The organism is Chryseobacterium sp. CBo1 (genome assembly GCF_001693475.1).
Lineage (GTDB): Bacteria > Bacteroidota > Bacteroidia > Flavobacteriales > Weeksellaceae > Chryseobacterium > Chryseobacterium formosense.
Map to the genome: position 1 here is coordinate 14,511 of NZ_MAUH01000004.1, position 14,824 is coordinate 29,334.

The following is a 14,824-nucleotide window of genomic DNA, read 5'->3' on the forward strand; positions in this document are numbered from 1 at the left end:
GCATTATTTTCCGTTTTCTGCCGAACTTTGTTCCATTAAATACATTAAAATTTTTCAACATGGAAAAAAGAATCATTAACCCGTGGACATGGCAGAATGAAAGAAATTATGCACAAGCCGTAGAAGTAAAAAATGTTCAGAGCACCCTGTATGTATCAGGACAAACCGCAATAGATGACAATGGAAAATCGAGCGATGCCGATATGAGAACGCAGATCATCAAAACCTTTGAAAATCTTGAAAAAGTAATTTCACAGGCAGATTTTGAATTGAAAAACATGGTGCGCCTAACGGTATACACCACAGATCATCCGGCTTTTTTTGAGAATTTTGATGTCTGGCAAACCTGGATTACAAAACATGGAATTCAACAGGCGGCTACTGTTATTGAAGTAAAAACTTTGTTTGAAACACTCAAAGTTGAAATGGAAGCGACGGTTGTAAAGTAATTTTTCATGTGAATCGTCTAAAGCAAGACACTGTAAAATTGAGTTCATAAGATAATGATAAAGTATATTAGAATTTTCTCCTTAATATCATATTCGTTAATTATGTTAATGGGATCGATGATACCCATTCCATTTATTTTTTGGTTAGGTTTTACTGTTTTTGACTTTGGGAATATTGATCAGTTATTTGCATTTTTAGGAATTACTGGTATTGTTCTTAATGTAATGAAATTCAAATATGATGTAGCAATTTCGATACTAAGTATTATTTTGATGATTACTGCAGTTGCAAGTAGATTGATTTATGTTTCAGTTGAAGCTTTAAATTATCCTGCTTTTACAATTCCTTTTTACACATTTATTACAACTCAGATTCTATTAGTATTCTTAAAACTAAGAATTAAAGCCAATCATATCTCATAAAAAAGGTTTAAACAAAATAAAAATCCGCGCTTTTCCAGCGCGGATTTTATTTATATAAAGGTTTAATTTAATTAAAACTTCAAATCTCCGTTTACTTCTCTTACTGCTTTTGCAGCTTCGGCGAACTTCAATTGTTCAGCAGCTGTTAAAGTAACGTTTACGATTTTTTCAACTCCGTTTTTACCGATGATGGCAGGAACACCTAAACAGATATCTGTTTCGTTGTATTCACCGTCAAGCATCAAAGAACAAGGAATCATTTTTTTCTGGTCGCAAGCGATTGCCTGAACCATTACAGAAACTGCTGCACCCGGTGCATACCAAGCTGAAGTTCCCAATAATTTAGTCAATGTAGCTCCACCAACTTTAGTTTCTTCAATAACGTAGTTTTGTTGCTCGTCATTAAGGAATTCAGTTACCGGAACACCGTTTCTTGTCGCCTTGCTTAATAACGGAAGCATTCCTGTATCACTGTGAGCAGCGATTACCATCCCATCAACATCAGAAATCGGAGCTTCTAAAGCTTCAGCCAATCTGTACTTGAATCTTGCAGAATCTAAAGCCCCACCCATACCGATGATTTTGTGCTTAGGAAGACCTGAAGTTTTGTGTACCAGATACGCCATTGTATCCATTGGGTTAGAAACCACGATGATGATTACTTCCGGAGAGTTTTTTACTAGGTTTTCAGTAACTTCTTTTACGATTCCTGCATTGATACCGATCAACTCTTCTCTGGTCATTCCCGGTTTTCTAGGAATACCTGAAGTGATTACTGCAATGTGAGAACCTGCTGTTTTACTATAGTCTCCTGTTGTTCCAGTGATTTTTGTATCAAATCCGTTCAGAGATGCAGTCTGCATCAAATCCATTGCTTTTCCTTCTGCAAAACCTTCTTTGATATCTACTAAAACTACTTCTGAACAGAAGTTTTTCATAGCGATGTATTCTGCACAACTTGCACCTACAGCGCCTGCACCTACTACAGTTACTTTCATAATATTTTATTTATTTTTTATTAGTTTAATTTTTTGCTTCCCAAATGTACAAATTCCCGAAAAATTGAGCAATTTTTCGGGAATTTTAATTATTATTTAAGAGATATTAGTTAACGCTTAATAAAAACGTATACAGTTTCTTCGCACCTGAAAGCACTTCGTTGTAATTCTCTTCTTTCACTTCAGAATCTAAAATTTCTTTAAAATTCTTCCACATCGATCCTGTATTTTCCTGATAACATCCAAAAAAATTGAACGTCACCTGATCAAAGCCTTCCGTTTTAGAAAGTTGCTTGGCAATTACATTCCCACCCAAAGTAGAACCTTCAATCACATACATTGCTCCCAAAGCTTCATGCTCATTTTCAAACTCAAGATGAAGAGAAGGTTTTTGATTATCCAGAGCCAGACCGGAAAGATCTTTCTCGATCAGCGGAAGTTTTTTTCTTTCGTTAAGCTGAAGTTTTTCATTGAATTTATCAGAAAGACTGCTGAATATTTTGTTTTCACTATGAAGAAGCATCAGATAATTGGTGTGAATAATTTTCCTGTAATCTTCTAAAGTAAATGTTTTATTAAAAATTTTCTCAGAATTAAAAAGTTTTTCGGCCGCATCGTGATACTCTGCCGTATTTTGTTTTAGATATTCAGATACCATATTCTTGTTTAAATTTCAGCAAATTTAGGCTTTTGAAAGGTTAAAATAAAGCATGTTCCGTCTTTACTGCTTTCATAATCTACATTTCCGCCCAGTCTGTTCATTATTCTGTGAACGATAGACAATCCTACTCCATTTCCTTTGAATTTTTTGGCATTATCCATCCTGTTGAAAATCTTAAACATTTTATGCTTATTCTCTTCAGGAATTCCTATACCGTTGTCTTTAATTCTGTAGATGATTTTATCACCCTCTTCAGTGCCTTCAATTTCAATAACAGGATTTTCCTGATCTGAAGAATACTTAACGGCATTATTGATAATATTTAAAAACACCTGATGCAGCATGGTCTTATCTGCTAAAACATGAGGACATTCTCTAATAACTACTAAGCTTTTAGGGCTATCATATGTCATTTTTGCATTTTCTGTAATTTTCTTAATAGTGAGTGTGGTTTCAACATCTTCAAGCTGAATTTCGCTGTGCTTCGCACGACTGAGCTGAAGGACATTCTGCATCATTTCTGCCATATTGTCGATCTCATCAATGATAGAATTGATTTTGTTTTTGTTCTTGTCTGAAGTGTCTGCCAAGCTATTCAGCAACATCTGAGCATTAAGCTTCATTACGGTAAGCGGAGTTCCCAAATCGTGTGAAATCGTGTAAGAAAAACTATCCAGTTCTTCATTTACCTTTTTCAGCTGATCATGCAGCTTCTTTATGGTGATATATTGTTTATGAGAGGTCTCAAAAATAAGATCCCTGATTAAATCAACAGCGATGACATTTTTAGAACCCCATCTTTTAGAATTTCCTCTGATGTTTTCTGTAAAAACCTGGAAAGAAGTACGCGGAGAAACATATTTGATTTCAATGCCGTCTTTGGAAATTACATCAATATTTTTTTCGGGGTTTCCTGCCCAGTTGATATGTTCATCAAACTCTTTTCTGAACCAGATCAGAATTTCTTTTTTGCTTCTTTCGACAAAGTAGATAATGATTCCTGCTGTATTTGAATTCAAGTTTAATTCAGTACCATGATCTTTCAGAAAACTGTTGCTTACAAATACATTTTCTGTTGTATTCTGATATGCCCAGTCTACGATTTTGTCAATCGTTTCACTATCCGGAGTCAAGCCATCGGTAACCACATCATGATCGGAAATAATAACTAATCCGTCGGCTTTTGGCATTACTCTTAGTTCCGACTTATTGGCTTCCAGAGATTCAAAAAGTGTGTTATATTTCAGAAATTCAGATTTTAGATGACTTAATTTTTCATTTAAATCTAATCTGTATTCTAATTCTTTTTTAGCTTTAAAAGAAGAATAGGCATTGGATGCCAAAACCGTGAAAATTCCTGCCTGTACACGATCTTCAAGATCAATATGTTTCGGCTCCGAATTCTGACACGTTACCAACCCCCAAAGCTGATCATCAATAATAATCGAAATACTGAAACTTGAAGACGCTCCTGAATTCTTTACATACTGCCCATGAATGGGCGACATTGCTCGTGAAGCAGTAAAAGTAAGATCAATACTGGTTTCGGTACGGCTTAAAAGACGAATCGGCTCCGAATGAACATTTGAAAAAATTCTTTTTCTCTTTTTTCTGTATAATTCACGGGCCTGTCTCGGAATATCGTGTTCAGGATAGTGAAGTCCCAGATAGCTTTCCAGATGATTGTTGGTTTTTTCAGCAATTACTTTACCGGATCCATCGCTCATAAATTTATAAACCATGATCCTGTCATAATTGATGATATTAGAGAGTGTATTCAGAAGTTGATCCCAGATTTCCTGGTCATTATCGATGATGTAGAAATTGTCGTATTTGTTGGTAATGCGTTTTCGCTGATTTTCTAAAACCGCCTCAAACTCCAAAAATATATAATTATTGGTGCGGAAGACAGAAAAATGATATTGGTTGTCGTTCAGAACAATTTTATCAAAATAAGTTTCATTATCTCTTCTGGAAAGAAAACCGGAATCAATAAAAATCTCCGAACTTATTACATTCTGAAAAATATCCGGAAACTGTGATATTTTTTTTCCAAATAATTCTTCAGGATTTTCGATATTAAAAAGATCAGTAATATTTTCACTGAAAAAAGAGATGGTAAGAGAAGCTGCGTCAATGCCAATCAAATACCCAAAACTTTGTATGTAACCCGGAATATGAATGGGCTCATCATGACATTCTACAAAATTCATAACTATCTAAAATAAGTAAACAAAGGTAGACAAATTAATAGCCTAAATAAACACAATGTGGTATGTTATATTACTTTCACATTAATAATTAACAAAAATTATGATTTATTAAAAAATAAACCACAATTTATCAATATAAAACAAGGAATAATGTTAAAAAATTAAACAATATACATTTAAAATAAAAGAATATTAATTAACTTTTGCGTTATGGAAAAGTATAACAATTCACTTTTTCAAATATTGAAAGAAATCACTTTTTTAATCAAATAAAGACAAATTTATAGTAAAATACATATTAAGGAGATATACTTATTTTATTTTAATGATCTCAGTTTGAAAGCCTTTATTTTTAAATACATACAAATGCTTTCTTTTAAGAGAATCCAAAACCTCTATCTGAGATTCATTTTCGCCCGATAAATCAAAATTTTCTACTTCGATCATAGCAGGTGAACCTACTTGATTACTTACAGCAACGGGAAAAACTGTTTTCCACTTGATATCACCGTTTGTATTTTTGATGTTGGTAATTGTTCCGCTTGCTCCGTGATTTGTAAAATATACTGTTGCCTTTTTGTCATTATAATCATTTGTAGCATTACTGATCTGCGCTTCTAAAAATGGAAGATCAAAATTGTAAACATTCTCGATATTATAGCGTATTCCTGGTTCGAAAAATTCCATAGTAATTGTCGGCCGGTAATATTCACTCCGGTTTTTCGGAAAAATTTTCACAAACTCATCCTTTCTGATAACGAAAGTTTTAGCCGTATCTTTCTGTTGAAGATAAAGGTATTTTGCCTGTGAAAAATTCGATTCGGATAGAAATTCACCCGTAATTCTTTTAATGCTTATGTCATTCCCTTCAACCTTTTCGATCTTAAAACCATAATTATCGATATTCCCGTAATAATCAATGTCATTGACTACAAAAAACTGGCTTGCATTAGGATTTTTAATTTCAGATTCCAGAAATTCAATCTTTTCCGACATCTGATTTTCCATTTCACGATTGGCTGTATATTCAGAATAATATCTTTTGCCAAAATACATTACAGCAAGATAGATTACCAATACAGGCAAGATCCAAAGCAGTTTATTGGTTTTAAAACCTGTTCTTTTTTCTTTTACGACGTATGTTTCCGATAAAGAATCGTGCCACCCTCTTTTAGCAAAGAAAGACAACGCATCAAACGGAATATTTCTGCATAAAGTTCTGAGAAAAATCGTAGAGGAATTCGGGGATTCGGCTTTTGAATTAATTACTCTTGACTCCGTTAAAAATTTTGCTGGCGTAGAACCAAAAAGAATCTCAGAAACCGGATAATAAATAAAAAAGAACACAAGAACAATGACATATAAAGACCATCTGCTTCTGAAAAACATCTTAAGACCTTCGCTTTCCCTGAAAACATCAGATTCCATCAGCCAATATCCTAAAGATATTACACACGGAATGAGAATCAGAGACATGATGGTAACATCTATAATCCAATGAAAAAAACGCTGCCATTTTCCTGTATCGGTAACTGTAGTTTTCTGTTCGGTCGCAATAATATCAATTTCTTTCTGGCTTTTAATAATTTTTAAAATATTAAAACTCAGATATAAAACACCCAAAAGAATGACATAGCCCAATATCAGGTAAAAGATCTGCTTTGATGTTGTATTTTCCCAGTTCGTGATGAAAACTTTATAAAATGTACTTTGCAGCAACAAGACAATAGCATCCAAAAATATCACAGAAAAAACAAAACCTACAAAACGGGTTTCTTTACCTTTTGATCTGATAAACTGTAATCCGCCGATAAAAAGAAGCACATAAAAAACGAAATTCCAGATATCGGAATGCTCAAATCTGTTTGTAAAACTGAGATTAAGCGTAGTAAAAGCAAATAAAATCTGAAAAACTTCGGAAATTGTATTAAACTGCGAAGCCCCTTTCCAGACTCCGTAAAAAGAATAAAAGCAGCTAAAAATACCGATAACGGATATAGCCATCGCACTGATGGCTACAAGTTTGTAATTTTTTCCCATGTAAGTTTTTTAAGGTTATTGTTAGTTTTTTTTACACTTCTTTATCGAAATAAAGCATGTAATATTTTCCTTTTTCATCCTGACCCTGCTCTAGCATTTTTCGGTCACCGTGGATGTAAATATGAAAATTCTTGTCTAATTTAATAATACTTTTGAAATGACGCTGCGTTTTTTTCACCGCCGCTTCACTGATCGGAAATTCTTCGGCAATATTGATCTGCATATCCTGCTCATAATCGGTTTTAAAATTATTAAAACTTTCGATCACATGCTCATCACCCAAAACTTCGGCTGCAAATTCATCCAACTTGAATTCTTCTTTTTCTTTGAAGAAATTGATTGATTTATTTAAAAAATCTGCCTGATCTGCCTTTGAAACCTCAAATTCCTGTGGAAGCTGCTTTACAATATAATCTTTGTAGACCATCAAAGCTTCCTGCGTATGAAAATATTCATCGTCACGCTGTTTTACCTTTAGAAAATCTTCGAACCAGTAATACATATCTCCGTTTTTGTTATTGTCAACCACGGAAAGTACATAGCCACTTTCTTTATTGTTATTATAAATCAATGCCGCTTTATCAATTTTTGAAAGGCTGATTCCCTGATCTTTTTCGATCTCGAAAGATTCGTTTTTAGGGAATATTTTTAAGAATGATTCTCTTTTTTCGGTTTTAAAAATCCCGATTTTATCTACTCTTTCTTCGCTTTCTCTTTCGTCTTCAAAGAAAACGATAAACAATTCGCCACCCTGAACTCTTGGGTTTTCTGCTGCTTCAAAAAGATGTTTGGCAATATTTTCAGCTTCCCAAAGAAATTTTGCTTTGTCATCAAAAATTTCAGAAACCGAACTGAAAACCGGATTATTCACCAAATAAGAATCGCTGTAAAACTGATAGGTTTCTTCTGTTTTAAATGAACCTAAAAAATAATTTTCAAGCATTTCTACAGTTCCCTCATCCAGTTGAAGCTCTTCCTGTGAAAGTATAAGTGATTCTCCGTTGATTTTATTTCCGACTCTGTGGACTACAATTTTTGTAAACATCGTTGATTTTTTATGGATTGCAAATATATTTATTCTGAAAGTTAAAACGAGAAATTTATATATTTTCTTTTAAAGTAAAACCCGAAATACTCACCCAGTAAGATAAAAAAAATATTTCCAAAGTTTGGCTGAAAAAACGCACGACAATTCACTTTCATTTCGCCAAAAAATCCAAAAAATGCAAAATTTGACATTTTTGACACATCCGAAGTTTAATATTTAAACCATTATAGGCATTTTTTGAAATTTCACACAAGAGAAATACTATTTCAATGTAAATAATTAACATTTTCCATGTCCTTTTTATAAAGCTTAAGCCGATGCATCTTTGATAAAATAAATTCATAATTATGAAAAAAATTAATCAAAAACTTATCAATACTTTAATAATAATTTTAATAAAACAAATATTAATAGCAAACTTCAAATCTGAGTATATATTCATAAATGGATTAATGATTTTATTACAAATTTTCTTAAATAAATATTCTTTTCAATTTTACAATTTCATTTCATTACATTTTCCAGGAGGTTCATTACAAAAGATTCTTACATTCAAATTCAAAAAGATATTAATAACCAAATATTTAAGAAATTCAAAATTAATAAAAACGTCTAAAAACCTCATCAATAAAGAAAATAAATAAATTCACCGAAAAGTGTATAAAAAATTAGTAATAGAAAATATTTAATCTGAAAACCGCTATTTTGGTACAGTTTTGGTTGAAACAAGAATGTTTTGAAAAATATTTAAAAATGAACAATATTGAGAAGAAAGTAATAAATGAAAGTGGAGCAATTGAACATTTAAAAATATTCTATCCTTCGTTACAGAATGAAATCGTGCAGCTTTCCGCACAAAACAATTTCGCCGGAATTATTCAGACTACGGTTGATCACATGAAAAACCTGCTGAAAGAATCAAAGATCAATATTGTGAACCATAACATCAAAATGATGGATTGGCTTTACAGAAACGGAACAAAAACCGTAAAACAAATGATTGAAAACCTTTTTGTGAGATCTTTCAGAAGTTTTAAAAAACAAACCGACATCAATCAATGGAATCTTTTATACCAATATATGCCTCTAAGTTTTCAGAGAATTTACGTAAAGCAGACCAAAATGGATGAAGTATTATTCAAAAGACACTAAATCACATTATATATCACGAAAAATCCCGGAGCAATTACGCTTCGGGATTTTCTATTAATTTGAAATTTTAAACATTACGAAAAAACATATCCCGGCAAAGGATTGGGAAGATTCGGAAGCCTGTAATTCACAGCGCCCAGCAAAATCATATCAAAATAAGGATTTTGTCTTTTCTTAATAATAAATTCTTTCGAAACATCTTCACTAAGATTTAACCTGAATGAAGAATCCTCATAAAGCTCTTCTCTCTGAATGGAAATGGTATAATCTCCTTTCTCCATATCGTTGAAAACAACTTTGCCATCATTATCTGTTTCTGTAGAATACGTTGATCCGTCTGCCGAACTTTGCAATAAGATATTGATGTCAGTAAGATAATTTCCAAGCTCATCTTTAAAGATTAAACTAAACTGGAATTTGGTTTTCTGTTCAACAACATTGATGACCGGTATAGGAAATAATATTTTTCTTCTGAACAGATTTTTATCGAATCTATTTATTATCGGTTGATTTGTGATCACATTCTCTAACTTCACTTTCCGCAAAACAGGCGTTGAAAATAACTTATTTTGTGAAATCATTTTAAACTTAGAGGTTCTGATGATTTTTGGCTGAACCAGATCTATCGTTTTCAGGTTTTTTGCAATATTTCTGAAAATATAAGTCTGCGGAATTTTTTCTTCAGCCGTAACCTCATTTTCTTCAGGATTTACATTTTTATTATAGGCATAAACCCGTCTGATAAACAGAAATTTTTCGATGTATGATGGCAAAAGCCCTTTGTTGAGATCAGATTCATCCGAAACAACCTGTTGATCAGAAAAATTCCAAAATTGGGAATTGACAAGATTAGGCTTAAACCAGTTTCTTAAAACGGTAACAAAAATATATTCAAATTCAACTTTTGAATAGCTTAAGCCTGAACTGTCGTAAGTATTATAAAAATCATCTGTCAATGAAGTTTTTGCAGAATTTTCCAAATCAGCGATTTCTTTTTCTTCCATTACGATTTTTTTCCATCCGGAATATTCATACTTGTACAAATCGTTTGGAAGGCATGAAACCGGCAGAAAATCAATATTTGACCCGACTGTTGTTACTTTGGAAATTTCACTTTGGAGTTTTAGATATTCCTGATTCCATTGAGATACAAAAGCAGAACGTTCACTGATGCTTGAAACGATTTTCAGTGCGTTTTCGATCTTGTCTCTTTCGCCGTCAATAAGCCAGTCGTTAAAAGCTATATTCTGAAGGGTTTCAAGTTCCTGCTTTTTAGACAAACTTTCTTTATCGTCAGGATTTGCCATAATCTTATCGCTGAGATCCTGAATATTTTGTACAAGGCCTTCATATTTAGCTTTGTAACTACTGTATTTTTCGTAATCTGCTGCTTTTGTAAGACCATCGTCCTGATACAAAACTGATTTTGCATCTCTGTATTTTTGCTTGTCTGCATCCGAAAGGGAGCTTTCTATCAGTTTAGCATGATCAAATATTTTCTTATAATTTTCCGGTAAAGAAGAATCAGGATTCAATTCATAAATATCCTGCCTTCTGATAACGGCGTTTGCGAGATGTGCAAACGCCATTTGGTTTTCATAGGCATCAGATAGATACTGAACAGGAGTTGTAGTATCTAAAAAATTAAAATCCTGATTATTAAAACTTGTAGTAATGGGAGAAAATGTAAGAAAATAACGCCCCGAAACTGTATTTAACTGATTAAATACGGATTTCAGCTTTTCGAATATGATTGCATTTAAAAACATTTTGTTTGTTTTTGGTTAAATCCAACTGGTAATATTCGGAAGCGGATCCGGACTTTTCGGCAGCACATGACAGTTGAAACCTATAATCTGCATTCCATCCACACGAATTCCCTGAGAATCTGAATGTGATTTGAAGTCAGACTTGTAACTGCTGGAAGAATAATTGGCATCCACACTAAAAGGTCCCCAACCGGCAGATGCATCTGCTTTATCAGATTTAAAAGCCGAAGCATATTCTGAGTTATATTGTCCGAAATCTAAAACCAGATTACGGATAAATAAAACAGATGTAGGATATGCAGGCATAATTCCGTTTGGCGGCATCGCTCCGTCATTCAAAAATTCTCCTCTTGACTGAACTTCTGGACTTCCCATATCTAATTTCCAGGCTTTTGAAGTAAGAAAAGGTGTTTTCAGCCAAGGTCTTACAATCGGAACCTGACACATTTCAAAAGTCAGTTTAAAATTGGATGCATTAATAGTACGGTTGCTGCTGGAATCTTTATGCTGATAACCTGCAGATGCACCAAAACCTAAAAATCCTGCTGAGCCGCTTACTCCATAAGAAGTATATTTGCTGTCTGAATGTCTTGCGTAATCTGAAGATCCGAAGCTAAATTTCGTCCAGCCACCTTCAACAAAATTTCCGGGAACGAGAGAAGTGTAATAAAAATCTGAACCGGAAGCAAGACCAGTGAGCTTGGCTCTTTCCAATGTGTCTTTATATTCTGCTTTTAATAAAGATAAATCTTTTGACATGATCTGATCTATTCTTGCCGCAATTCCTTCGTATTCATTTTTGTATCCGTTTGTAACCCAATCAGACATTGCTGCCTGAACTTTTTTGCGCAAACTGGAAGCATTCATCGCCCAAAAGTGAATTGCCTTAGAATTATCTGCAGCCAGCGCATCGACTCTGTAAGTATTGTATTCTAAAACCGCATCGATATACGCTGCCATTTTCTGATTGTACAAAATTACGAGCGGACTTGGCTCTATCACTTCAGATTCTTCATCGGTAATAAGATCTTTTTTTATTCTTTTTACCTGTAGAAGCTGTTTAAATTTTTCTACTTTGGCTTTTTCTTCCTCAGATAGTTCTGTATTGGCAACTTTACTGAATTGTAGCGCATATTTATACACATCCGATAAAGTTCCTTCATTTTGCTGAATACTCAGTTTTGATAATTGATTGTTGTCTGCCGCATTTACATCCGGAATAAAATCTACAAGGCGCGCCAGATTTTCTGCCTGTTGGTAAAGCCATCCTGTACTTGTTGCTCTTATTTTTTCTTTTTCCTGATCGGTAAGCTCAACGACTTTGCCTTCACTGTCTTTTTCGGGAGTATAAACACCTGATAAACCCATGGTTAAAAAACGTAAATCTTCCGGTCTTATTGGTATCCCCGGAGAACACCAACTGAAAAAATTATCCTTTGACGGTGGAACATCTCCATCTCCGCCAGTTAATACTTCGTAAAGCTTACCAAGAACTCCTTGCATAAGTTGATCCGGTAAAATGTTTGATAAATCTGCCATTGTATTAAGTTTTAAAATTGTTATTGTGCTTACTCTTTTACGGATTTTCAGCTTAGTTTCCTATTAATATTTGTGATTTATAAAGAAGTGTATTCATGATCTTCAAAATCTGCCAGAGAAGGTCTTATAATTGCCCAAACACGTGCATGAGGGAGCGAAGTGTTCTCAGCGGGCGGATTCACCTGATGATCATTTGTAAGGATATGACAGGTAATTCCTACTCTTCCGGATGCACCATCATTTGTATAAATAACACCTGTCCCTAATTTGTCTTCCAGAATTTTTATTTTATCCGTTTTAAGTGTATTGTCTTTAGATTGATTATTTCCGGAAGCATTCGGGTCTGCTGCATTTGTACCGTATCCGTCTAAAGCAAAGCCTCCTCCGTTACCATCGATTACAATGAGCGTACGATCGTTTTCGTCCCATTGATAGACCATTTGTATATGATCGGGACCGCTTTTATTACGTCCATCAAACAAGAAAATATCGCCGGGAAGAATATCTAATGAACCTCCTGCCTGAATTTCATCAAACAAAATTATTTTTCTGAGAATTCCTCTTTGCTGATGATAATCTTCAAGTGAAACAGGAATTCCGTCTGCAACTATTTTTGGAATTTTTAAAGGCTTACTGAACTTTACGAGCTCTCCCGAATTTCCGTCAAAACCTATTTTATAGTATGAACCATAGGAAGAAAGCCCTAAAGTTCCTGCAAAATAAGTATTCACAATCTTCCTGGATGCTCCACTGTTTTTGTAGAAATACCCCAAAGTATTGCCACACCAGTTATTAGGATCAGAAGGGTTTTCAGATTTAAAAATCATATTTTTTGCATCTGCTAAAGGCATTTGCAGTAATGTAAAAGCAAAATCGGCAACAGACTGAAGCTTCGAGACCAAATCACCGGATGTATTGTTAGAAGATGAGTTTCCATTGGAATTGATTGTTTCCTGTACTCCGGAATTGGGATCCCATGTAATGTATCCGTTATCAAACGAATTCCATTTTCCACCTGAAATATTAGAGTTATCCAACTCATCGGATGTAGGAAAACCCAACTCACTTATAGCTTCTCCAAGTTCTATGTATCTTCCCAAAATTGCGCCGTGAACTTCAAAAATTTCGTAGAACGAATTTTGATATAAAATTGCATTTTCAAATCTCATTTTGTACCCATCTCCTATAAGTTCTGCCTCACCGAGAGGTGCACCGACATAAAAACCTCCTGCATTTAGCTGGTCTATTTTTTCGTTAAAATCCATAACTTATATTTTTTAAAATGGAACGTAATACGTTGTAGAATTATCTGTAAATTTTGCACATTGGTCTTCCGGCAATTCGGTGAGAAACTGATCGAATGCGATGTATTTTTTGAAAGAATTTCCTGCAAATATTTTCAGTTTTTTTACCAGATCATTTTTCGCAACTTTCTGATTTTTATAAAAAGTGAGAATAATTTTTGTAGGATCACCATTGGTTGCTTTATATGCCGAAGAATTTCCGACCCAACCGGCTGCAGGCATCCAATAACTAAAGTGAAACATGAGCTGTATGGCATCTTTAGACCAGTTGTTTGCAGAAACATGACCTGTAAGTCCCGGAGCAAAATTCATTACAAACTTCCATTGCTCATTACAAATTACATCCTGAAAATCGGGATTTGAAACCACATCTGCTAAAAAATCTATAAGTTTAGTATCCGATTTCATGTGTCTGAAACCATCATCATTAGTAAGAATTACAGAATTTGTGGTGTCTACAACGAGTAAATTTTTATTTTCATCTACAGCAACACCAACTGATTTAAAAGCTTCTTCCAAATTAGGATTTTGGGTGAAAATAGACTTTAGAATCTTCGGAATATGAATTTTTGAAATCCCTTTACCCCAAGTCACAATCATATTATCATATGCGTTTATCGAATCAAAAGAACCTTCTGAGCTTACTTCCTCCCAAATCCATTCTTCAATACTTCCCGCTACAATAGCTGTAGGTTTCGGATTAAATTTTCCGAAAAAAGCAAACCCATTGGGTACAGGTTTTACATGAGTTGTAACAGCATCTCTTTTCTCCCGGATGTTATTTATCACAACCGAAATATCATCTAAAGTATAATTATTTTTGTCTGAAAGTACTTTTTGCCAGTCAAGCAGATCTGCTTCCTCATAATGTGGGTAAAGTTGCACGTATGCACCATCATATGATGTCCAGTATATTATTCCGTATTGGAACATACTCATTTTTCCGCCCTCAGATTCGGGATTATCCATTTCATCTGATGTTGGAAAACCTAAATCGCCTGTAGTTTCATTAAATTCTAAATACTTCTGATAAATTGCTCCGTGTACTTCATACGCCTGATTATCGTGTTGATTTTCATAAATAGAAAAATCCTGAAATCGCTGAAATCTTCCTTCAAAAATCGGTGTAATCTCAGTTAAAGGGGTTTCAAGATTCCATCCGGCATCGATGAGTGCTTGTTTTTTCTCCTCTAGATTCATAGTAATAATTTTATAATTGGTTGTGATT

General features: G+C 33.9%; 12 protein-coding genes. 3 read left to right on the top strand and 9 right to left on the bottom strand.

Annotated elements, in window-relative coordinates:
- Positions 1-59 precede the first annotated feature (59 nt).
- Positions 60-449 carry a RidA family protein gene (locus BA768_RS04025; RefSeq protein ID WP_065719803.1) on the top strand — a complete coding sequence of 130 codons (390 nt, stop codon included), beginning with the start codon at positions 60-62 and terminating at the stop codon, positions 447-449.
- A 108-nt stretch (positions 450-557) separates the two neighbouring features.
- Positions 558-872, top strand: coding sequence for a hypothetical protein (locus BA768_RS04030; protein WP_228388287.1), 315 nt, complete (start codon positions 558-560; stop codon positions 870-872).
- A 71-nt stretch (positions 873-943) separates the two neighbouring features.
- Here BA768_RS04030 and BA768_RS04035 read toward each other — a convergent pair whose 3' ends face one another.
- The 5 genes from BA768_RS04035 to BA768_RS04055 all read right to left on the bottom strand — a co-directional run bounded on the left by BA768_RS04035 (position 944) and on the right by BA768_RS04055 (position 7,829).
- Positions 944-1,870: a malate dehydrogenase gene (locus BA768_RS04035; RefSeq protein ID WP_034674621.1), complete on the bottom strand. Its 927-nt coding sequence runs from the start codon at positions 1,868-1,870 to the stop codon at positions 944-946.
- Between the two features lie 106 nt (positions 1,871-1,976).
- Positions 1,977-2,528: a biliverdin-producing heme oxygenase gene (locus BA768_RS04040; RefSeq protein ID WP_034674620.1), complete on the bottom strand. Its 552-nt coding sequence runs from the start codon at positions 2,526-2,528 to the stop codon at positions 1,977-1,979.
- A gap of 8 nt (positions 2,529-2,536) precedes the next feature.
- Positions 2,537-4,744 carry an ATP-binding protein gene (locus tag BA768_RS04045; protein ID WP_065719805.1) on the bottom strand — a complete coding sequence of 736 codons (2,208 nt, stop codon included), beginning with the start codon at positions 4,742-4,744 and terminating at the stop codon, positions 2,537-2,539.
- A gap of 312 nt (positions 4,745-5,056) precedes the next feature.
- The gene (locus BA768_RS04050; protein ID WP_065719806.1) at positions 5,057-6,784 is read right to left on the bottom strand and encodes an RDD family protein; all 1,728 of its coding nucleotides are present in this window, start codon (positions 6,782-6,784) and stop codon (positions 5,057-5,059) included.
- Positions 6,785-6,815: 31 nt separating this feature from the next.
- Positions 6,816-7,829 carry a nucleoid-associated protein gene (locus BA768_RS04055; protein WP_047479060.1) on the bottom strand — a complete coding sequence of 338 codons (1,014 nt, stop codon included), beginning with the start codon at positions 7,827-7,829 and terminating at the stop codon, positions 6,816-6,818.
- Between the two features lie 756 nt (positions 7,830-8,585).
- On the opposite strand from BA768_RS04055, the gene BA768_RS04065 reads away from it, so the two are divergent.
- Positions 8,586-8,984: a hypothetical protein gene (locus tag BA768_RS04065; RefSeq protein ID WP_065719808.1), complete on the top strand. Its 399-nt coding sequence runs from the start codon at positions 8,586-8,588 to the stop codon at positions 8,982-8,984.
- 74 nt (positions 8,985-9,058) lie between these two features.
- Here the strand turns inward: BA768_RS04065 and BA768_RS04070 are convergent, their stop codons facing one another.
- The 4 genes from BA768_RS04070 to BA768_RS04085 all read right to left on the bottom strand — a co-directional run bounded on the left by BA768_RS04070 (position 9,059) and on the right by BA768_RS04085 (position 14,796).
- Entirely contained in the window at positions 9,059-10,753 is a 1,695-nt protein-coding gene (locus BA768_RS04070; protein WP_065719809.1) for a carboxypeptidase-like regulatory domain-containing protein, read from the bottom strand.
- 15 nt (positions 10,754-10,768) lie between these two features.
- Positions 10,769-12,292 (bottom strand): hypothetical protein, encoded by a 1,524-nt coding sequence (locus BA768_RS04075; RefSeq protein ID WP_034674612.1) that lies wholly within the window; start codon positions 12,290-12,292, stop codon positions 10,769-10,771.
- 77 nt (positions 12,293-12,369) lie between these two features.
- A complete protein-coding gene (locus BA768_RS04080; protein WP_065719810.1) occupies positions 12,370-13,557 on the bottom strand; it encodes an LGFP repeat-containing protein in 1,188 nt (395 codons plus the stop codon).
- A 12-nt stretch (positions 13,558-13,569) separates the two neighbouring features.
- Entirely contained in the window at positions 13,570-14,796 is a 1,227-nt protein-coding gene (locus BA768_RS04085; RefSeq protein WP_065719811.1) for an LGFP repeat-containing protein, read from the bottom strand.
- Positions 14,797-14,824 lie beyond the last annotated feature (28 nt).